Consider the following 18,585-nt stretch of genomic DNA (forward strand, 5'->3'; position numbering starts at 1 on the left):
GTCATTTCCTTGGATCGAATGCGTCGCGGGCGGCTTCGCCGATGAATACCAGCAGGCTGAGCATCAGGGCCAGCACGCAGAACGCACTGATACCGAGCCAGGGCGCCTGCAGGTTGGCCTTGGCCTGGCCCACCAGCTCGCCCAGCGAAGGCGAGCCTGCGGGCAGCCCGAAGCCGAGAAAGTCCAGCGCGGTCAAAGTACCGATGGCGCCCGTGAGGATAAATGGCAGGTAGGTCATGGTCGACACCATGGCGTTCGGCAGGATGTGATGGAACATGATCGGCCCGTCGCGCATGCCCAGCGCCCGGGCGGCGCGCACGTACTCCAGGTTTCGCCCGCGAAGGAACTCCGCGCGCACCACATCCACAAGGCTCATCCAGGAAAACAGCAACATGATGCCGAGCAGCCACCAGAAGTTGGGCTGTACGAAACTGGCCAGGATGATCAACAGGTAGAGCACTGGTAAGCCGGACCACACCTCCAGAAAACGCTGCCCGGCCAGGTCCACCCAGCCGCCATAAAACCCTTGCAGCGCGCCGGCCAGCACCCCGATCAACGAGCTGAGCAGGGTAAGGGTGAGGGCAAACAGTACCGAGATGCGAAAGCCATAGATCACCCGGGCCAATACGTCGCGCCCCTGGTCATCGGTGCCCAGCCAGTTTTGCGAGGACGGCGGCGCCGGCGCCGGGACCTTCAGGTCATAGTTGATGCTCTGGTAGTTGAAGGGGATAGGCGGCCACAGCGTCCAGGCGCCTTGCCGCTCCAGCAGGTCGCGTACATAGGGGCTTTTGTAGTTAGCTTCCAGCGGAAACTCTCCGCCAAAGGTGGTTTCCGGGTAGCGCTCGAACGCGGGAAAATACCAGGCATCGTTTACATGGATCAGCAGCGGCTTGTCATTGGCGATCAGCTCGGCACCCAGGCTCAGCACGAACAATACGCTGAACAGCCACAGCGACCACCAGCCGCGCTTGTGCGCTTTGAAGCGTTGCAACCGGCGGCGATTCAACGGAGAAAGGGCCATCAGTGCTTCCTGCCTTCGAAGTCGATGCGGGGGTCCACAAACGTATAGGTCAGGTCTCCAATCAGCTTCACCAGCAAGCCCACCAACGTGAAAATGAATAACGTGCCGAATACCACCGGGTAGTCGCGGTTGATTGCCGCCTCAAAGCTCATAAGCCCCAGGCCATCGAGCGAGAAAATCACCTCGATCAACAGCGAGCCGGTAAAGAAAATGCCAATGAATGCCGAAGGAAACCCTGCCACTACCAACAGCATCGCGTTACGGAACACGTGGCCGTACAGCACGCGCCGCTGGTTCAGGCCCTTGGCGCGGGCGGTGATCACATACTGCTTGCCGATCTCGTCCAGGAAGCTGTTTTTCGTGAGCAGGGTCATGGTGGCGAAGTTACCGATGACCAGTGCGGTGACCGGCAACGCCAGATGCCAGAAGTAGTCCAGCACCTTGCCGCCCAGGCTCAGTTGATCGAAATCATTGGACGTGAGCCCGCGCAAGGGGAACCAGTGCAGGTAGCTCCCACCCGCGAACAGCACGATCAGGAGGATCGCGAACAGGAAGGCCGGCACGGCGTAACCGATCACGATCGCCGAACTGGTCCACACGTCGAAGGCAGACCCATGGCGGGTAGCCTTGGCTATCCCCAGCGGAATGGACACCAGGTACATGATCAGGGTGCTCCACAGCCCCAGCGAGATGGACACCGGCATCTTCTCCAGAATCAGGTCGGTGACCTTGGCATCCCGGAAAAAGCTATCGCCGAAGTCCAACCGGGCGTAATTCTTGATCATGATCCACAGGCGCTCCGGCGCCGGCTTGTCGAACCCGTACAGCCGTTCGATTTCAGCGATAAGGGCAGGGTCGAGCCCCTGAGCCCCCCGGTAGGTCGCACCGGCGACTGCAACCTCGGCGCCACCGCCGCCGATACGGCTGGTGGCCCCTTCGAAGCCTTCGAGCTTGGCGATCATCTGCTCCACGGGCCCCCCGGGCGCAGCCTGGATGATCACAAAGTTGATCACCAGGATGCCAAGCAGGGTAGGGACAATCAGCAGCAAGCGCCGCAGCAGGTAAGCAAGCATCAGTTTGCCTCCGTGGCAGGCTTGGCCCACCAAGTGTTCAGCCCGATGTCATACCGTGGCGGGGTAGCTGGGTGAGCAAAGCGGTTCCAGTACGCAACCCGCCAGCTGTCCAGGTGCCAGTTCGGAATGAGTATTGCGTTCCATAGCAGCACACGGTCCAGGGCGCGGGCATGGGTCACCAGGCTGACGCGGGTGTCGGCATTGATCAGTCCGTCCAGCAGGGTGTCCACGGCGGGGTCCTTCAGGCCCATGAAATTACGGCTCCCGGGATTGTCAGCCGCCGCGCTGGACCAGTAGCCCCGCTGTTCGTTGCCAGGCGATGCCGATTGCGGAAAACTGGCAACGATCATGTCGAAGTCTCTGGAACGCAGCCGGTTGACGTACTGCGACACGTCTACCCGGCGCAGCACCAGGTCGATGCCCAGGTCCTTGAGGTTGCGCTTGTAGGGCAGCAACACCCGTTCGAAGTCAGGCTGCATCAACAAAAATTCGATCACCACCGGTTTGCCCTGGGCATCGAGCATGTGGTCCCCCTCGATGTGCCAGCCGGCTGCCTGCAGCAGGCGATACGCTTCGCGCTGTTGGTCGCGAATGATCCCGCTGCCATCGGTCACCGGGTTGCGCCATTGTTCGCTGAACACCTGCGGCGGCACCTGGCTTCGCAAGGGTTTGAGCAGCTTGAGCTCCGCGGCGCTGGGCGGGCCCTCGGCGGCCATCTCGGAATTTTCGAAGAAGCTGCCATTGCGGATGTAGGCGCCGTTGAACAATTGCTTGTTGGTCCATTCGAAGTCCAGCAGTAGCGCCAGCGCGCGACGAACCCGCACGTCGGTGAACAGGGGCCGGCGCTGGTTGAACACGAAGCCTTGCATGCCGCTGGGGCTGCCGTTGGGGATTTCCTCGCGCACCAGGCGGCCGTCTTTCACGGCAGGCACGTCATAGGCCGTAGCCCAGTTCTTCGCGATCATCTCCTGCCAGTAGTCGAACTGCCCGGCCTTGAGCGCTTCCAGGGCAACGGTTGAGTCGCGATAGTAGTCGTACACCAGTGTGTCGAAGTTGTACTGCCCACGGTTCACGGGAAGGTCCTTGGCCCAGTAATCCTTTACCCGCTCATAGCGCACGGAGCGGCCGGCCTGTACCTCAGCCACTCGATACGGCCCGCCGCCCAGCGGAATGTCCAGGTTGCCGCGCTCGAAGTCCCGGCCCTCCCAGGCATGCTTGGGCAATACGGGCAGTTGACCTAGAATCAGGGGGAGTTCGCGGTTGGCGTTGCCCTTGAACTTGAACAGCACCTGCAGCGGCCCTTCGACCACCACCTTGTCCACGTCGGCGTAATAGCTGCGGTAAAACGGGGCGCCGTGAGTGGTCAGCGCCTCGAACGTAAACGCGACATCCTCGGCCCGCAGCGGGTGCCCGTCATGGAAGCGCGCTTCGGGACGAAGGTAGAAGCGCACCCAGGTATGGTCGGGGGCTTTCTCGATCCGTTGCGCCACCAGCCCGTACTCGGTCATCGGCTCGTCAAGGCTTTGCACCGCCAGCGTGTCGTAGATCTGCTCCACGCCCGTGGCCGGCACACCCTTGTTGATGAACGGGTTCAGGCTGTCGAAACCACCGATGGCCGCGCGGCGGAAGGTGCCGCCTTTGGGCGCGTCGGGGTTCACGTAGTCGAAATGGGTGAAACTGGCCGGGTAGTGCGGGGGCTCGTCGTAGAGCGTGATCGCGTGCTCGTTGCCAGCCTGTGCCAGGCTTGCCGTGCTCAGCCAAAGCAGCGCACAGGCCATGCGAGCCATGGCGGGGTAAAACGTCATCGGTCGTTCTCCAGAGGCTTGAGCCACCAGGTGTTCAATGCCAGGGCGTAGGGCGGGGTAGGAAGGTGCTCGAAGCGGTTGCGGTAGGCGAGGCGGTGATAGTCCAGGTACCAATTGGGCACCATGTAATGCTGCCATAGCAGTACCCGGTCCAGTGCCCGGGCGGCGGCTACTTGCTGCTCGCGACTATGCGCCGCCAGCAACTGATCAAGCAGCCGGTCCACCACCGGATCGCCAACACCGGCGTAATTCTTGCTGCCCTTGATGCCCACCTGGCTGGAATGGAAATACTGCCATTGTTCAAGGCCCGGGCTGAGCGTTTGTGGAAGGGTCATCAGGATCATGTCGAAGTCGAACTGGTCCAGCCGCTGTTTGTATTGCGCGCGGTCGACAGTGCGCAGTCGTGCTTCGATGCCCACGCGGGCAAGGTTTTCCACGTACGGCTCGAGGATGCGCTCCAACGCCGGGTTCACCAGCAGCAACTCGAGCTGCAATGGCTGGCCTGCGCGGTTTCTCAGCTGGCCGTCGCGATAACTCCAGCCCGCCTCGGCCAGCAGGGCCATGGCATTGCGCAGGGTATCTCTTGGAATACCATTGCCGTCGGTACGCGGCACCTCGAAGGGCTCGGTGAACAGGCGCGCCGGCAAGCGCTCTCGCCAAGGGGTCAGCAATAACCACTCCTGCCCGGTGGGCAGCCCGCTCGCTGTGAATTCGCTGTTGGGGAAATAACTGGCCGCCCTCTGGTAGGCGCCGCTGAACAGCGCACGGTTGGTCCACTCGAAGTCGAACAGCGTGCCCAAGGCCTGGCGAACCCGCACATCATTGAACCGGGCGCGTCGGGTATTGATGAACAGCCCCTGGGTCTGTGTGGGGATGCGATGGCGTATCTCCTGCTTGACGATGTCGCCATTCGCTACCGCAGGAATGTCATACCCGGTGGCCCAGTTCTTGGCCTGGTGCTCGATGTAAATATCGAATTCACCCGCCTTGAACGCTTCGAACGCCACATTGCTGTCTCGGTAGAACTCCACTTCGACACGGTCGAAATTGTACTTGCCGCGGTTCACCGGGAGGTCTTTGCCCCACCACCGGCGCACCCGCTCGAACACCAGGCGGCGCCCGGGCACTACTTCAGTGATGCGGTAAGGGCCGCTGGTCACCGGCGGTTCGAAGGTGGTGGCCTGGAAGTCCCGGCCCTTCCAGTAGTGACGCGCCAGTACTGGCATCTCCCCCAGGCGAAGGATCAGCAAAGGGTTCCCGCTGCGCTTGAACACGAAACGCACCCGATGCGGGCCCAGTTGGTCTACCCGCTGTACTTCCTGCAGGCTGGTGCGGTATTGGGGGTGGCCTTGCTTGAGCAGGGTGCGATACGAGAAAACGACGTCGGCCGCGGTAATGGGCTCGCCGTCACTGAAGCGCGCTTCCGGTCGCAGGTTGAACACCACCCAGCTACGGTCGTCGGCGTATTCCACCGAGCGGGCAATCAGCCCATAACTGGAGGTGGGTTCATCCCCGGAGGGGTCGTATTGCCCCGTACCCACCATCAACGGCTCGCTCAGCTCGCTCACTCCATATTGCAGAAAGTTGGCAGTGGAGGCTGGGCTAGTGCCCTTGAAGGTATAGGGGTTGAGGGTATCGAAGGTGCCGGATGCCATGATCCGCAGCGTTCCACCCTTGGGCGCGGCCGGGTTCGCCCAGTCGAAGTGGGTAAAGCTGGCAGGGTATTTGAGCGTGCCGAATTGCGCATAGCCATGGCTTTCGATTCGCGTAGCCATGGCCGGGCCAGCGAACGCCAGGCCAAACAGAAGAAGGGGGAGAACGCGCATCAGGTCACAGCTTCGAAGTGGCCAGGCGCGTACATTACCAGACTCGATGCGGCCTCGACAGGTGACCGGCCGAGGCTGGAACTCAGCGATCGATGTAGACGGTAAGCGTTTGGCCTGGGCGCAGCGCCTTGCCCAGGCGTGGGTTCCAGCGCTTGAGGTGCTGCGGTTGAACCTTGAACCGCTTGGCCACGAGCGCGTAGGAGTCGCCCTTGCGAACGGTGTAGCGGGTGCTGCGCTTGTCGCTGGCGGCTGGGGTGGCCGCCTTGGCGCCACCCTGCATGACCAGCATCTGGCCAGCCTTGAGGCGCTTGCCGGTGAGCTTGTTCCAGCGCTGAAGGTCACTCACGCTGACCTTGTTCGCCTTGGCAATGGACGAGAGGTTGTCGCCCGAGCGCACCCGGTAATCCCGGCGCGGCGACGGGGTAGCGCTGGCAACCTGTTCGAACACTTGCTCGCGCGGGCGCAGGGTCAGCAATTCCTCGGGCTTCATCGACGACAGGCTGTCGGCCAGCAGCTGGGCCTTGGCGGTAGGTACCAGCAGGTGCTGTGGCCGATCCAGCGTCATGCGTTTCTTGAAAGCGGGGTTGAGCTGATACAGCTCGTCTTCGTCGATGTCGGCAAGGGCAGCCACGCGGGCCAGATCAAGCCGCTGGTTGATTTCCACCACCTTGAAGTAGGGCTGGTTGGCGATGGGCTCGAGGTCTATCCCGTACGCCTGGGGCGATGACACCACTTCCGAGAGCGCCAGCAGCTTGGGTACGTAGTCCCGGGTTTCCTGCGGCAACGGAAGGTTCCAGTAGTCCGTGGGCAGGCCGAGTTTTTCGTTGCGCTCGATTGCCCGGCTGACCGTGCCTTCACCGGCATTGTAGGCGGCCAGCGCCAGCAGCCAGTCGCCGTTGAACATGTCGTGCAGCTTGGAGAGGTAATCCAGCGCCGCATTGGTGGACGCGGTAACGTCGCGCCGGCCATCGTAGAGGTTGGTCTGGCGCAGGTTGAAATATCGCCCCGTGGACGGGATGAACTGCCACAGCCCTACTGCGTTGGCCCGTGAAAGCGCCATGGGGTTGTAGGCGCTTTCGATGACCGGCAGCAGCGCAAGCTCCAGGGGCATGTTGCGCTCTTCGAGCCGCTCGATGATGTAGTGCAGGTACAGGCTGCCGCGATCGGCGGAGGTGAGGAGGAATTCCGGGTTGCTGACGAACCACAACCGTTGCTGCTCGACCCGTGGGTTTACATCGATGCCGTCTTGCAGCTGGAACCCATCGCGCATGCGTGTCCAGAGGTCCTGCGGCGGCTGCTGCTTGTTTCGCTCCACTTGGAACACCGGCCTGGGCTTGACCCGTTTGGCCAACGAGGCCGATGGCGCGGGTGCCGGGGCGTCCTCCAAGTGCGCCGCGCTCTGGCAGCCCACCAGCGCGGCGGACAGGGCCAGGGCAATGGCCTGACCAAGCCGGGTAAAGGCGCGGGAGGATGGCGTGCGGGGAGTGGAGGGAGACATTGGCGGCGATGTTATCCGGGCAAAAATGTGCGGCGATTCTAGAAAGGGGGGGTAGGGCGGTCAACCTTTCATCCACACGCCGCCTCACGCGATCCTGCTCAGAACGTATCCTTCCAGGCCCTGATCGCCGCGAAAACCGCGGCTTCGCTGGGAAGCGGAGCGCTCGCCCGCTGGTCCATTTTTTCTTTAACGGATGTTTCCCCAGCGCGCAAAAACGGGTTCGTGGCCTTTTCCAGGCCGATGCTGCTGGGCAACGTGATCTCGTTGCGCTCGCGCAGCGCCTGCACCTGAGCGAACCGCTGGGCGAGTGCAACGTTGTCCGGCTCTACTTCCCGGGCAAAGCGCAGATTGCTCAACGTGTATTCATGGGCGCAGTACACCAGCGTGTCGTCCGGGAGTGCCGCCAGGCGACCGAGCGAAACGTGCATCTGCTGCGCAGTGCCTTCGAACAGCCGCCCGCACCCGCCGGCGAACAGCGTATCGCCGGACAGCACGAACGGTTGCGAAGCGCTTCGGTGAACGAATGCGATGTGCCCGGCGGTATGCCCCGGCACGTCGACTACCTGCAGTGTGAGGCCCAGCACGTTGAGCTCGGCCTGATCTTCGAGGGCCAGGTCCAGGGCGGGGATGGTTTCCCTGGCAGGCCCGGCCACTCGGGCGCCTGTACAGGCCTTGAGCGCGGCAACGCCGCCGGTATGATCGTGATGGTGGTGAGTGACCAGGATGTCGCTGAGGGTCCAGGCTGGATGGGCGTCCAGCCAACGCTCCACGGGCCCGGCGTCGCCCGGGTCCACGACCGCGCAGCGGAGGTTGGAATTATCCTGCAACAGCCAGATGTAGTTATCGGAGAACGCGGAGAGAGCTGTGATCTGTATCATGGCGAGATTCGCTACGCTTTGAGATAGGTTGCATAGTAGGCCTGGACGATCCCGGCGAGAACCCGGAGGGAGCGGCAATGACAGACAAGCCATTCGCGCAGGCGGATCAGCAATGGGTCGAGCTTATCGGCCAGGCCAGGGAGTGGTTCGAAGGCCCGCTGGGCCAGCTGTTGTTGCGCGAGGAGCACGCCGTGCTCAGCGCCGAGCTGGGCAAGTTCTTCGGTGGCTACCTGGTTCACTATGGCCCGCACGCCGATGCGCCGCCTGTCGCTGCCCGCATACAGAACCACGTTCGGCTGGGCGCGCCCTGGCCGGGGGTGCACATTGCCTGCGAGGAGCAGGCCTGGCCACTGGGCGAGCATGCGGCCGATCTCGTGGTGCTGCAGCATGGGCTGGATTTTTCCCTCTCGCCCCACGGGCTGCTTCGCGAAGCGGCACGGGCGGTGCGCGCTGGCGGTCACCTGGTGATCGTGGGCATCAATCCTTGGAGCCCCTGGGGCGCCAGGCACCTGTTCGCCAAAGGGGCGCTGCGCAAGGCCCGCTGTATTTCCGCTTCCAGGGTAGGGGATTGGCTGAACCTGCTGGGCTTCGCGCTGGAGAAAAAACGCTTCGGATGCTATTGTCCGCCGCTTGCCTCGCCTGCCTGGCAGGCGCGCATGGCCGGTTGGGAGCGGGTCGCCGGGCGCTGGCAAAGCGCTGGCGGCGGCTTCTATGTGTTGGTGGCGCGCAAGCTGGTAGTCGGCTTGCGCCCACTGCGCCAGGCACGAAGAGAGCCCATGGGCAAGTTGCTCCCCCTGCCGCTGGCCAAGCTCAACCGGCGCGATGGCGGGCAGTGAGCGGTTCACGTTTTCGGTACAGGTCGATCAATGAGCGATGTTGTCGAGGTTTACACCGATGGAGCCTGCAAGGGCAATCCCGGCCCGGGCGGCTGGGGTGCGCTGCTCGTCTACAAAGGTGTGGAAAAAGAGCTGTGGGGCGGTGAAACCTCCACCACCAACAACCGGATGGAGCTCACTGCCGCCATTCGCGCGCTCGAAGAGCTCAAGCGGCCGTGCCAGGTCAACCTGGTAACCGACTCCGAATACGTGATGAAGGGCATCCAGCAATGGATGCCCAACTGGAAGAAACGCGGCTGGAAAACCGCTGCCCGCGAGCCGGTGAAGAATGCCGACCTCTGGCAGGAGCTGGACGCGCAGGTGGCTCGCCACCAGGTCACATGGCAGTGGGTACGCGGCCATAACGGCCATCATGGCAACGAGCGGGCAGACGACCTGGCCAACCGTGGCGTTGACGATGTGCGCAGGCTGCGCCAGGGCCAGCAGGGGGTGGCGCCATGAACATGCCCGTAACCGCGCAGCGGATCATCGTACTCGACACCGAAACCACCGGCATGCCAGTGACCGACGGCCACCGTGTGCTGGAAATCGGCTGTGTCGAGGTGGTGGGGCGTCGGTTGACCGGGCGTAACTTCCACATCTACCTCCAGCCGGACCGCGACAGTGACGAAGGCGCGATCGGGGTTCACGGCATCACGTCCGAGTTCCTGCGCGACAAGCCACGTTTTGCCGAAGTGGCGGACGAGTTCTACGAGTACATCCGGGGCGCCACCCTGGTCATCCACAACGCAGCGTTCGACGTTGGTTTCCTTAATAACGAGTTTGCCCTGCTGGGCCAGGCCGATCGCGCCGACCTGAGCCAATACTGCACCATCGTCGATTCCCTCGGGCTGGCACGCGCGCGCCACCCTGGCCAGCGCAACAGCCTGGACGCGTTATGCAAACGGTATGGCATCGACCTGAGCGAGCGTTCGCTTCACGGCGCGTTGCTGGACGCCGAGTTGCTGGCAGACGTTTATCTGGCAATGACAGGCGGCCAGACCAGCCTGTCATTGGCCGGCAACGGCGACAGCGAAGAGGGTGGGAGTGAACAGGGTAGCCAGGTTCGCCGGTTGCCGGCCAACCGGCCGCTGGGGCGCGTTATCATGGCCACCGAGGCGGAGCTGGCCGCTCATGTAGCGCACCTGGAGCGAATCGCCAAGGCGGCGGGTGGCGCGGCACTGTGGGTAGAAGAGGCCTGAAACCAGCCCCCTTGACCGCTTAGGGAATACGTACGATCTCGATACCGCTCTGCACCAGCATGAAGCGGTCATCACCCAGGTGATTCACGCGGTCGCCAATGGCCAGGCGATACGTAAGTGGCGAGGCTTCGTCCGTGCTTCCATCGGGCAGAAAGGCATTCTGGAAAGCTTGAACAGGGTACACGCGCCCTTCAGCGTCCCTTGCGTGAAACTGGGCCACCATCTGTGCTGCCATGGTTACATCCTCCGAGCGGTGCGGCGCAAGTGTCTGACACCATAGACCCTTGTTTTGCCTTAAGGTTTTACATTCAGTAAAAATTTGCTGCGGCGGAACGCCGCACAATCCCGGTGCGCCGGTCGCGCCGCTGCCCTGAGCGGGTGCATTCATCCCGCATTTTCGCTATCCTTCGCCCCCTTCCAATAGCCCCACAAGGGCCTCTGGAAGCGTCTGCCGAACCCGGTGGCCTCCCTTTCCCTCGACCCTGCGGGAAACCTCCCTATCCTTCGTTCGTTCGTCTGCAGTATGGTCCCGCAAAATGAAAGTGCTTAAAGGCCAGGATATTCTGGCACTCGGTTTCATGACATTCGCCCTCTTCGTGGGCGCTGGCAACATCATTTTCCCTCCTATCGTCGGTTTACAGTCCGGGCCCTATGTGTGGCTTGCCGCGCTGGGCTTTCTGGTTACCGCCGTGGGCCTGCCTGTGCTCACCGTCGTGGCGCTGGCCAAGGTAGGCGGCAGCATCGACGCGCTCAGCAGCCCTCTGGGGCGCGTTGCTGGCGGGTTGCTTGCGGTGGTCTGCTACCTGGCGGTAGGCCCGTTGTTCGCCACCCCGCGCACCGCCACCGTGTCTTTCACCGTGGGCCTGGCCCCGCTGACCGGTGATGGGCCGTTGCCGCTGCTTATCTACAGTGTGGTGTATTTCAGCGTGGTCGCACTGGTTTCGCTGTACCCGGGCCGCCTGCTGGACACGGTGGGTCGTTTTCTCGCTCCGCTCAAGATCCTGGCGCTCGCCGCGCTGGGGATCGTGGCCTTCCTGCATCCGGCCGGCCCGGTTGGGGAAGCCACCGCCGAGTATCAGGCCGCTCCGTTTTCGCTGGGGTTCATCAATGGCTACCTGACCATGGATACCCTGGGCGCGCTGGTGTTCGGCATCGTGATCGTCAATGCCATTCGTTCGCGTGGGATCGAGTCGCCGCGCCTGGTGACTCGCTATGCCGTGATCGCCGGGCTGATTGCCGGCATAGGTCTGGTGCTCGTTTATCTGAGCCTGTTCCGCCTGGGTTCGGGAAGCCACATCATCGCCACTGGCGCGGCTAACGGCGCTGAAGTGCTGCACGCGTACGTGCAACATACCTTTGGTGACCTGGGCAGCACGTTCCTGGCAGTGCTGATATCACTGGCCTGCCTCGTCACCGCGGTTGGCCTTACCTGCGCCTGTGCCGAATACTTCAGCGGCTTGCTGCCGCTGTCCTACCGCACCCTGGTACTGCTGCTGGCGGCGTTCTCGCTGCTGGTGTCCAACCTTGGGCTAACCCGGCTGATTGCTGTGTCCATTCCGATCCTCACGGCAATTTATCCGCCGTGCATCGTGCTGGTAGCGCTGAGTTTCGTACAAAACCTCTGGCGCTCGCCTGTTGGCGTGGTAGCGCCCGTGGCTGTCGTTTCGCTGCTGTTTGGCGGCATTGATGCATTCAAGGCTACGCCATGGGCCGAACACCTGCCGGCGGCACTGGCAAACCTTCCGCTGAGCCAGCAAAACCTGGCCTGGTTGATCCCGTCCGTCGCTACGTTGGCCCTCGCGGCGGTGTGCGATCGGGTGCTTGCCGGCCGCGCCGAGCGCGCCGAGGGCTAACCCCCCCTTACAAGGCCTTGTTTACCGCAAGCCTTACCCTTGGCCGAAGACGAGTGCTACGCTGCTACAGCGAACCGGCAACCGTCGGGCCCAGGGAGGGATCATGAGCGATGCCATCGGTGGTTATTTCGAGCTGGAGGTTCCCTCTGGCGAAGCGTTGTACCCTACGGCGCTGGGGTACAACAGCGCACGTTATGCCTTCGAGGCGCTACTGCTACAAAGCGGCACACGGCGCCTTCATCTCCCCTGGTACACCTGCGGCACCATGGTCGAGGCCGCGCAGCGCAGCGGTGTGGAGCTGCGCCGATACACCCTCGATAACCGGCTGCAGCCCACCGAGCTGCCCTCGCTGGATACAGGCGAAACGCTCCTTTACGTCAATTACTTCGGCTATAAAACCCCCTTTATCGAAGCCGAGCTGGCCCCGCGGTATACGGGGCAGCTGATTGCCGACCATGCCCAGGCCCTGTTCGCAAGCCCTCCCAAAGGGGTGCCTACGCTGTATTCGCCGCGCAAGTTCATGGGTGTGCCTGATGGCGGCTGGCTGCTCAATGGGCCTGCTGCCCTGCAACCGCCTGCAGCTACCCACAGCAAAGGCCGCTTCGGCGCATTGCTCGGCCGGCTCGAAGACGGCCCCGAGCCTTGGTACGGCAGTTATGTTGAAGTGGAGCGAGGTATTCGGGAGGAGGGTATGCGCGGCATGTCTTCGTTGACCGCCCGGCTGCTGCAAGGCGTCGATTATGCAGCCATTGCGGCGCGGCGGCGGGCCAACCTTGGCTGCTTGCACACGGCGTTTGCAAAGGTCAACCGCTACGAAATAGCACTGCATGACGGGCTCGCACCCATGTGTTATCCGCTGCTGCTCGACAGCGCGGCGCAAGCAGATCGGGTGCGTGGCGAACTGGCACGGCAACGGATTTATATCGCGACGTACTGGAAGGATGTGCTGGAAGCAGGCGGGAGTTGCGAGGTAGCCAGGCAGTGGGCTGAATGCATGCTGCCCTTGCCGATTGATCAGCGGTACGGGGAAGGCCACATGGCGCGGCTGATCGACGCAGTGAACCAGGCGCTGGTGTAAAGCCCGGCCGCCTGTGTTGCTTGAGGCGGGCCGGGTTGCAGGGCAGGCCGGAGCGTATTACTGCTTTGGAGCAGCTTCTGGAGCAGGGGCGTTGCCGTTGGCCGGGGTGCTTTCCTCGGTAGCCTTCTGATGGGCTTCGGCGGCGTCCTGGTTGGCCTTGGCGTTTTCCTTGGCCGCGTCGTTCATGTGGTCCTGAGCTTTGTCCATTTGCTGTTGGGCGTTTTCTTTATGGTCCTGAGCGTCCTTGGCTTTGTCGGACGCGTTATCGCAGGCGGCAAGGCCCAAGGTCGCGGCCAGCATCAAGGCATAAGCGAAAGTCTTTTGCATGGGGTGTTTCTCCTTATGGTTAATCATCACGTGCCTTCGAACGCAGCCGGGTCCGTTAAGTTCCTCCTTTACGGGGCATCGGGCATTGCCCTCCTGGCCCTTGAAATCGGCCACGCAGCCCCCATCTGCTGAACATCCCGCCCGTTAGCCGGGCAGTCCGCGCCGCCTGGCGGCTTGTGCCAATCAGCATTGGAGTTCGAACAAATGAGTGTGGAAACTCAAAAGGAAACCCTGGGCTTCCAGACCGAGGTGAAACAACTGTTGCACCTCATGATTCATTCGCTGTATTCCAACAAGGAGATCTTCCTTCGCGAACTGATCTCCAACGCTTCCGACGCAGTGGACAAGTTGCGCTTCGAAGCCCTGGCAAGGCCTGAATTGCTCGAGGGCGGCGCGGAACTGAAAATCCGTGTGACCTTCGACAAGGACGCGAAAACCGTGACCATCAATGACAACGGCATCGGCATGAGCCGTGACGAAGTCATTGCCCACCTCGGTACCATTGCCAAGTCCGGTACTGCAGACTTCATGAAAAACCTCACCGGTGACCAGAAGAAGGACTCGCACCTGATCGGCCAGTTCGGTGTGGGCTTCTACTCGGCCTTTATCGTCGCCGACCAGGTAGAAGTGTTCAGCCGCCGCGCCGGCGCACCCGCCAGCGAGGGCGTGCACTGGTCGTCCAAAGGCGAGGGTGAGTTTGAAGTCGCCACCGTGGAGAAGGCCGAGCGTGGTACCCGTATCGTGCTGCACCTGAAAGCGGACGAAAGCGAGTTCGCCGATGGTTGGCGCCTGCGCAACGTGATCAAGAAGTACTCCGATCACATCGCGCTGCCGATCGAGTTGCCCAAGGAGCAGGCGGCCGCCGAAGGCGAAGAAGCTGCCGAGCCGGCCTGGGAAACCGTGAACCGTGCCAGCGCACTCTGGACCCGCCCTCGCACCGAGATCAAGGACGAGGAGTATCAAGAGTTCTACAAGCACATCTCCCATGACTTCGAGAACCCGCTGAGCTGGAGCCATAACAAGGTTGAAGGCAAGCTGGAATACAACTCGCTGTTGTATGTGCCGGCGCGCGCGCCATTCGACCTGTATCACCGCGAAGCCCCGCGTGGCCTCAAGCTGTATGTGCAACGCGTGTTCATCATGGACCAGGCTGAGTCGTTCCTGCCGCTGTACCTACGCTTCATCAAGGGCGTAGTGGACTCCAACGACCTGTCGCTGAACGTTTCCCGGGAAATCCTGCAGAAAGACCCGATCATCGACTCGATGAAGTCCGCGCTCACCAAGCGCGTGCTGGACATGCTGGACAAGCTGGCCAAGAACGACCCCGAACAGTACAAGGCCTTCTGGAAGAACTTCGGCCAGGTACTGAAGGAAGGCCCTGCCGAAGACTTCGCCAACAAGGAAAAGATCGCCGGCCTGCTGCGCTTCGCGTCCACCCATGACGAGAGCGGGGAGCAATCCGTTTCCCTGGCCGACTACCTGAGCCGGGCCAAGGAAGGGCAGGACAAGATCTACTACCTCACCGGCGACAGCTACGCGCAGGTCAAGAACAGCCCACACCTGGAGGTCTTCCGCAAGAAAGGCATCGAAGTGTTGTTGCTCACCGACCGCATCGACGAATGGCTGATGAGCTACCTGACCGATTTCGACGGCAAGGCGCTGACCGATGTGGCGCGCGGCGACCTCGACCTGGGCAAATTGGACAGCGAAGAAGACAAGCAGGCCCAGGAAGCGGTAGCCAAGGAGAAGGAAGGCCTGGTAGAGCGCCTGAAAACCGCCTTGGGCGACACCGTGAGCGAGGTGCGTGTATCGCACCGCCTGACCGACTCGCCGGCCATCCTGGCCATTGGTGAGCACGACATGGGCTTGCAGATGCGTCAGATCCTCGAGGCGAGCGGGCAGAAGGTTCCGGATTCCAAACCGATCTTCGAGTTCAACCCGTCCCACCCGCTGGTGGAAAAGCTGGACCACGAACCCGATGAAGACCGCTTCGCGGACTTCGCCCACATCCTGTTCGACCAGGCTGCATTGTCTGCCGGCGATAGCCTGAAAGACCCGGCTGCGTACGTGCGGCGCCTGAACAAGCTGTTGATCGAGTTGTCAGCTTAACGCCTGTGTGATGGAAGCCCGCTACGGCGGGCTTCTTTTTTTAGACATACCTTTGGGGCAATCAGGAGCAATCAATGAGCACCATCACCGTTGAGTCGTTGGTTTATCAGGTAGACGGCGCGGCTTACGAAAGCCGGCTGGTTTTCGATGCCGATATCAAATCACCGCGCCCGGGCCTGGTCATGGCACCGAACTGGATGGGCGTTTCCGAAGGTGCGGAGCGCATTGCCCAGGCTGTTGCGTCGCAGGGTTATGTGGTGCTTGTGGCCGACCTGTACGGCCAGGCCGTACGCCCCTCGGATGCCGACGGCGCGCTGGCTGCCATGATGCCGTTGAAAAACGACCGCGGCGTGCTGCGCACTCGCATGCAGGCGGCGCTCAAGCAACTCACCGAGCAAAGCTTCGCGACCGTGGACAGCGCTAACCTGGCCAGCTTCGGCTTCTGTTTCGGCGGTTGCTGTGCGCTTGAACTGGCCCGCGACGGCGCTCCGCTGAAGGCCGCGGTGTCGTTCCACGGTACCCTGGATACCCCGAACCCGGCCGATGCGAGCAATATCAAAGGCGCGGTGCTGGTGATGCACGGGGATGCAGACCCGCTGGTACCCAAGGAGCAGTTGCCGGCGTTCACCGAAGAAATGAATGCGGCCAACGTAGACTGGCAGTTGATCAGCTATGGCGGTGCTTATCACTCGTTCACTGACCCTGAAGCCAACAACCCGGGCAAGCAGATGTACGACAAGAAGATTTCGGACCGCGCGTTCCAGGCGATGCACAACCTGTTCGCTGAAGTGTTCCAGCCCCAGCTTTAATCGCGGCGTGACGGGCTGGGCAGCTCGATGCGCCCGGCCTCGCCTGGTACTTCCGGCCAGTCCCCAACGGCCCAGCGAGCACGAGCCTGTTCTATCAGGGCCGGGTCGCTGGCCACGAAGTTCCAGTTCATGCGGCGAGCGCCATCCAGGGGCGCGCCACCTATCACTGCCAGGCGTGCGCTGCTGGTAGTGCTCAGGCTGGCTTCCACGCCTTCCTCCAGCACCACCAGGGTGTGCGCCTGCAAAGGGTCGGCACCCAGGTAGGCTTCGCCTTCAAGCAGGAACACTGCCCGCTGCGAATGCTCGTCGGGAATCAGCAGCGAGCTGCCCGCCGTCATCTCTACGATCGCATACAGGGTAGGGGAGAGCACCGGCACTGGGGAGATCTGCCTGAACCCGTGGCCCGCCACTAGCGTGATGCGCACGCCGCCTTCCTCATGGGAGGGCAGTTCATCGGCCTCGAAATAGTAATAGGTCGGGCCGTCCTGTTCCTTGGCCTTGGGCATGGCCAGCCACACCTGCAGGCCATGTAACCGGCTGCCGGTTTGCAGCAGGTCGTCAGGGGTGCGCTCGATGTGGGCGATCCCATTACCTGCGGTCATCCAGCTCACCTGACCAGGCGCCACGCGCTCCTCGGAGCCGAGGCTGTCCTTGTGCAGCAGTCCGCCCTCGAACAGGTAGGTGAGGGTAGAGAGGCCGATGTGCGGGTGCTGGTGGATGTTCATGCCCTGCCCGGGCGGGTAGTCATGGGGCAGGATGTAATCGAAGAAGACAAAAGGGCCCACGCTGCGGCATTGCGCGGAGGGCAGGGGGCGCAGGATGGGTTGGCCGCCGACGCTCTCCTGCCGAGGGGTGATCACTAACGCAATGGCCATGATGGCTCCCGATGAAGCCTGCGAGCTGCAAGCTGAAAGTGGCAAGCAGTGTAGCGCACAAACAAACGGCGCCCCCATGGGAGCGCCGTCATCATGCTGCTTTTGCTTTTAGCTTCTACTTGCAGCTTGCCGCTTATTTGCCTTCCCAGCGCTTGAGCACCAGGGTGGCGTTAGTGCCACCAAAGCCGAAGCTGTTGCTCATCACGGTGTTGAGCTGCACGTTCTCGCGGGTTTCCCGCAGGATCGGCATGTCGGCCACGGCAGGGTCCAGCTCGTCGATGTTCGCCGAACCTGCGATGAAGTTGCCTTCCATCATCAGCATGCAGTAGATGGCCTCGTGCACGCCAGCGGCGCCCAGCGAGTGGCCCGACAGGCTCTTGGTAGAGCTGATAGGCGGAGCCTTGTCACCGAATACTTCACGAATGCCCTTGATTTCCGCCACGTCACCTACCGGCGTGGAAGTGCCGTGGGTGTTCAGGTAGTCAATCGGGGTATCGACCGTCGCGAGGGCCTGCTGCATGCAGCGAATCGCGCCTTCGCCGCTCGGGGCTACCATGTCGTAGCCGTCGGAGGTGGCACCGTATCCGACCACTTCGGCGTAGATTTTAGCGCCACGGGCCAGGGCGTGCTCCAGCTCCTCGACAACGACCATGCCGCCGCCGCCAGCGATGACGAAGCCGTCACGCTTGGCGTCGTAGGCGCGGGAGGCTTTTTCCGGTGTTTCGTTGTACTGCGAAGACAGGGCGCCCATGGCGTCGAAGAGGAACGACTGGGTCCAGTGTTCTTCTTCACCGCCGCCGGCGAATACCACGTCCTGCTTGCCGAGCTGGATCTGCTCCATGGCCGCACCGATGCAATGCGCGCTGGTGGCGCATGCCGAAGCGATGGAGTAGTTCAGGCCCTTGATTTTGAAAGGCGTGGCCAGGCAGGCCGATACCGTGCTGCTCATGGTGCGGGTGACCCGATACGGGCCAACGCGCTTCACGCCTTTTTCGCGAAGGATGTCCAGCGCTTCCATCTGGTTGAGCGTGGAGGCGCCCCCGGAACCGGCAATCAAACCGGTACGCGGGTTCGACACTTGATCTTCAGTGAGGCCGGAATCGGCGATGGCCTGCTGCATCGCCAGGTAGGCGTACGCGGCGGCATGGCCAACGAAGCGGTAGACCTTGCGGTCGATCAGTTCTTCGAGGTTCAGGTCTACCGAACCGGAGACTTGGCTACGCAGGCCCATTTCGGCGTATTCCGGGTTGAAGCGGATGCCGGGGCGGTTTGCGCGCAAGTTGGCGGAAACGGTGTCTTTGTCATTGCCCAGGCATGAAACGATGCCTAGACCCGTGATAACGACGCGGCGCATGC

At 62.3% G+C, this 18,585-nt stretch carries 17 protein-coding genes; 7 read left to right on the forward strand and 10 right to left on the reverse strand.

Annotation, left to right across the window (positions count from 1 at the left end):
- Window position 1: 1 nt before the first annotated feature.
- From AC3Z8Y_RS06695 to gloB, 6 genes are all read right to left on the reverse strand, one after another.
- Window positions 2-1,021 (reverse strand): ABC transporter permease, encoded by a 1,020-nt coding sequence (locus AC3Z8Y_RS06695; RefSeq protein WP_181118918.1) that lies wholly within the window; start codon window positions 1,019-1,021, stop codon window positions 2-4.
- Window positions 1,021-2,094: a microcin C ABC transporter permease YejB gene (locus AC3Z8Y_RS06700; protein WP_490088982.1), complete on the reverse strand. Its 1,074-nt coding sequence runs from the start codon at window positions 2,092-2,094 to the stop codon at window positions 1,021-1,023. The genes AC3Z8Y_RS06695 and AC3Z8Y_RS06700 overlap by 1 nt, the downstream gene beginning before the upstream one ends.
- Window positions 2,094-3,899: an extracellular solute-binding protein gene (locus AC3Z8Y_RS06705; RefSeq protein ID WP_490088983.1), complete on the reverse strand. Its 1,806-nt coding sequence runs from the start codon at window positions 3,897-3,899 to the stop codon at window positions 2,094-2,096. Before AC3Z8Y_RS06705 ends, AC3Z8Y_RS06700 begins: the two co-directional genes overlap by 1 nt.
- Window positions 3,896-5,725, reverse strand: coding sequence for an extracellular solute-binding protein (locus AC3Z8Y_RS06710; RefSeq protein WP_490088984.1), 1,830 nt, complete (start codon window positions 5,723-5,725; stop codon window positions 3,896-3,898). The genes AC3Z8Y_RS06705 and AC3Z8Y_RS06710 overlap by 4 nt, the downstream gene beginning before the upstream one ends.
- An 82-nt stretch (window positions 5,726-5,807) precedes the next feature.
- Window positions 5,808-7,223 carry a transglycosylase SLT domain-containing protein gene (locus AC3Z8Y_RS06715; RefSeq protein WP_490088985.1) on the reverse strand — a complete coding sequence of 472 codons (1,416 nt, stop codon included), beginning with the start codon at window positions 7,221-7,223 and terminating at the stop codon, window positions 5,808-5,810.
- Between the two features lie 98 nt (window positions 7,224-7,321).
- Complete coding sequence (gene gloB, locus AC3Z8Y_RS06720; protein ID WP_490088986.1) at window positions 7,322-8,101, reverse strand: hydroxyacylglutathione hydrolase; 780 nt, start codon at window positions 8,099-8,101, stop codon at window positions 7,322-7,324.
- 77 nt (window positions 8,102-8,178) lie between these two features.
- Here gloB and AC3Z8Y_RS06725 point away from each other — a divergent pair, with 77 nt between their 5' ends.
- From AC3Z8Y_RS06725 to dnaQ, 3 genes are read left to right on the forward strand one after another with little or no spacing between them, the layout of a single operon-like run.
- Window positions 8,179-8,937 (forward strand): methyltransferase domain-containing protein, encoded by a 759-nt coding sequence (locus tag AC3Z8Y_RS06725; RefSeq protein ID WP_490088987.1) that lies wholly within the window; start codon window positions 8,179-8,181, stop codon window positions 8,935-8,937.
- A 30-nt stretch (window positions 8,938-8,967) separates the two neighbouring features.
- Entirely contained in the window at window positions 8,968-9,438 is a 471-nt protein-coding gene (gene rnhA, locus AC3Z8Y_RS06730; protein WP_490088988.1) for a ribonuclease HI, read from the forward strand.
- 2 nt (window positions 9,439-9,440) lie between these two features.
- Window positions 9,441-10,178 (forward strand): DNA polymerase III subunit epsilon, encoded by a 738-nt coding sequence (gene dnaQ / locus AC3Z8Y_RS06735; protein ID WP_490089951.1) that lies wholly within the window; start codon window positions 9,441-9,443, stop codon window positions 10,176-10,178.
- A gap of 19 nt (window positions 10,179-10,197) precedes the next feature.
- Here dnaQ and AC3Z8Y_RS06740 read toward each other — a convergent pair whose 3' ends face one another.
- Window positions 10,198-10,413, reverse strand: coding sequence for a hypothetical protein (locus AC3Z8Y_RS06740; RefSeq protein ID WP_181114781.1), 216 nt, complete (start codon window positions 10,411-10,413; stop codon window positions 10,198-10,200).
- 301 nt (window positions 10,414-10,714) lie between these two features.
- Between AC3Z8Y_RS06740 and brnQ the strand changes: the two genes are divergently transcribed.
- Together brnQ and AC3Z8Y_RS06750 are read left to right on the forward strand one after the other, a co-directional pair.
- Complete coding sequence (gene brnQ / locus AC3Z8Y_RS06745) at window positions 10,715-12,031, forward strand: branched-chain amino acid transport system II carrier protein (RefSeq protein ID WP_490088989.1); 1,317 nt, start codon at window positions 10,715-10,717, stop codon at window positions 12,029-12,031.
- A gap of 103 nt (window positions 12,032-12,134) precedes the next feature.
- Window positions 12,135-13,109, forward strand: coding sequence for a hypothetical protein (locus AC3Z8Y_RS06750; protein WP_490088990.1), 975 nt, complete (start codon window positions 12,135-12,137; stop codon window positions 13,107-13,109).
- Window positions 13,110-13,166: 57 nt separating this feature from the next.
- Here AC3Z8Y_RS06750 and AC3Z8Y_RS06755 read toward each other — a convergent pair whose 3' ends face one another.
- On the reverse strand, window positions 13,167-13,436 hold the full coding sequence (locus tag AC3Z8Y_RS06755; protein WP_490088991.1) for a hypothetical protein: 270 nt from the start codon (window positions 13,434-13,436) through the stop codon (window positions 13,167-13,169).
- A 204-nt stretch (window positions 13,437-13,640) separates the two neighbouring features.
- On the opposite strand from AC3Z8Y_RS06755, the gene htpG reads away from it, so the two are divergent.
- Both htpG and AC3Z8Y_RS06765 read left to right on the forward strand, forming a co-directional pair.
- Window positions 13,641-15,545, forward strand: a complete 1,905-nt coding sequence (gene htpG, locus AC3Z8Y_RS06760) for a molecular chaperone HtpG (RefSeq protein WP_490088992.1) — start codon at window positions 13,641-13,643, stop codon at window positions 15,543-15,545.
- Between the two features lie 74 nt (window positions 15,546-15,619).
- Window positions 15,620-16,354: a dienelactone hydrolase family protein gene (locus tag AC3Z8Y_RS06765; RefSeq protein ID WP_490088993.1), complete on the forward strand. Its 735-nt coding sequence runs from the start codon at window positions 15,620-15,622 to the stop codon at window positions 16,352-16,354.
- Here AC3Z8Y_RS06765 and AC3Z8Y_RS06770 read toward each other — a convergent pair.
- Both AC3Z8Y_RS06770 and fabB read right to left on the reverse strand, forming a co-directional pair.
- Window positions 16,351-17,229 carry a pirin family protein gene (locus tag AC3Z8Y_RS06770; RefSeq protein WP_490088994.1) on the reverse strand — a complete coding sequence of 293 codons (879 nt, stop codon included), beginning with the start codon at window positions 17,227-17,229 and terminating at the stop codon, window positions 16,351-16,353. The genes AC3Z8Y_RS06765 and AC3Z8Y_RS06770 overlap by 4 nt on opposite strands.
- A gap of 133 nt (window positions 17,230-17,362) precedes the next feature.
- Window positions 17,363-18,583 (reverse strand): beta-ketoacyl-ACP synthase I, encoded by a 1,221-nt coding sequence (fabB, locus tag AC3Z8Y_RS06775; protein WP_490088995.1) that lies wholly within the window; start codon window positions 18,581-18,583, stop codon window positions 17,363-17,365.
- Window positions 18,584-18,585 lie beyond the last annotated feature (2 nt).

The sequence above is a fragment of the Pseudomonas sp. 3MAES_34.3B genome (genome assembly GCF_058145875.1).

What these genes read in the sequence shown, in the direction of transcription:
- AC3Z8Y_RS06695 (WP_181118918.1), bottom strand. Translation starts at nt 1,021, where the DNA reads ATGGCCCTTTCTCCGTTGAATCGCCGCCGGTTGCAACGCTTCAAAGCG.
- AC3Z8Y_RS06700 (WP_490088982.1), bottom strand. Translation starts at nt 2,094, where the DNA reads ATGCTTGCTTACCTGCTGCGGCGCTTGCTGCTGATTGTCCCTACCCTG.
- AC3Z8Y_RS06705 (WP_490088983.1), bottom strand. Translation starts at nt 3,899, where the DNA reads ATGACGTTTTACCCCGCCATGGCTCGCATGGCCTGTGCGCTGCTTTGG.
- AC3Z8Y_RS06710 (WP_490088984.1), bottom strand. Translation starts at nt 5,725, where the DNA reads ATGCGCGTTCTCCCCCTTCTTCTGTTTGGCCTGGCGTTCGCTGGCCCG.
- AC3Z8Y_RS06715 (WP_490088985.1), bottom strand. Translation starts at nt 7,223, where the DNA reads ATGTCTCCCTCCACTCCCCGCACGCCATCCTCCCGCGCCTTTACCCGG.
- gloB (WP_490088986.1), bottom strand. Translation starts at nt 8,101, where the DNA reads ATGATACAGATCACAGCTCTCTCCGCGTTCTCCGATAACTACATCTGG.
- AC3Z8Y_RS06725 (WP_490088987.1), top strand. Translation starts at nt 8,179, where the DNA reads ATGACAGACAAGCCATTCGCGCAGGCGGATCAGCAATGGGTCGAGCTT.
- rnhA (WP_490088988.1), top strand. Translation starts at nt 8,968, where the DNA reads ATGAGCGATGTTGTCGAGGTTTACACCGATGGAGCCTGCAAGGGCAAT.
- dnaQ (WP_490089951.1), top strand. Translation starts at nt 9,441, where the DNA reads ATGCCCGTAACCGCGCAGCGGATCATCGTACTCGACACCGAAACCACC.
- AC3Z8Y_RS06740 (WP_181114781.1), bottom strand. Translation starts at nt 10,413, where the DNA reads ATGGCAGCACAGATGGTGGCCCAGTTTCACGCAAGGGACGCTGAAGGG.
- brnQ (WP_490088989.1), top strand. Translation starts at nt 10,715, where the DNA reads ATGAAAGTGCTTAAAGGCCAGGATATTCTGGCACTCGGTTTCATGACA.
- AC3Z8Y_RS06750 (WP_490088990.1), top strand. Translation starts at nt 12,135, where the DNA reads ATGAGCGATGCCATCGGTGGTTATTTCGAGCTGGAGGTTCCCTCTGGC.
- AC3Z8Y_RS06755 (WP_490088991.1), bottom strand. Translation starts at nt 13,436, where the DNA reads ATGCAAAAGACTTTCGCTTATGCCTTGATGCTGGCCGCGACCTTGGGC.
- htpG (WP_490088992.1), top strand. Translation starts at nt 13,641, where the DNA reads ATGAGTGTGGAAACTCAAAAGGAAACCCTGGGCTTCCAGACCGAGGTG.
- AC3Z8Y_RS06765 (WP_490088993.1), top strand. Translation starts at nt 15,620, where the DNA reads ATGAGCACCATCACCGTTGAGTCGTTGGTTTATCAGGTAGACGGCGCG.
- AC3Z8Y_RS06770 (WP_490088994.1), bottom strand. Translation starts at nt 17,229, where the DNA reads ATGGCCATTGCGTTAGTGATCACCCCTCGGCAGGAGAGCGTCGGCGGC.
- fabB (WP_490088995.1), bottom strand. Translation starts at nt 18,583, where the DNA reads ATGCGCCGCGTCGTTATCACGGGTCTAGGCATCGTTTCATGCCTGGGC.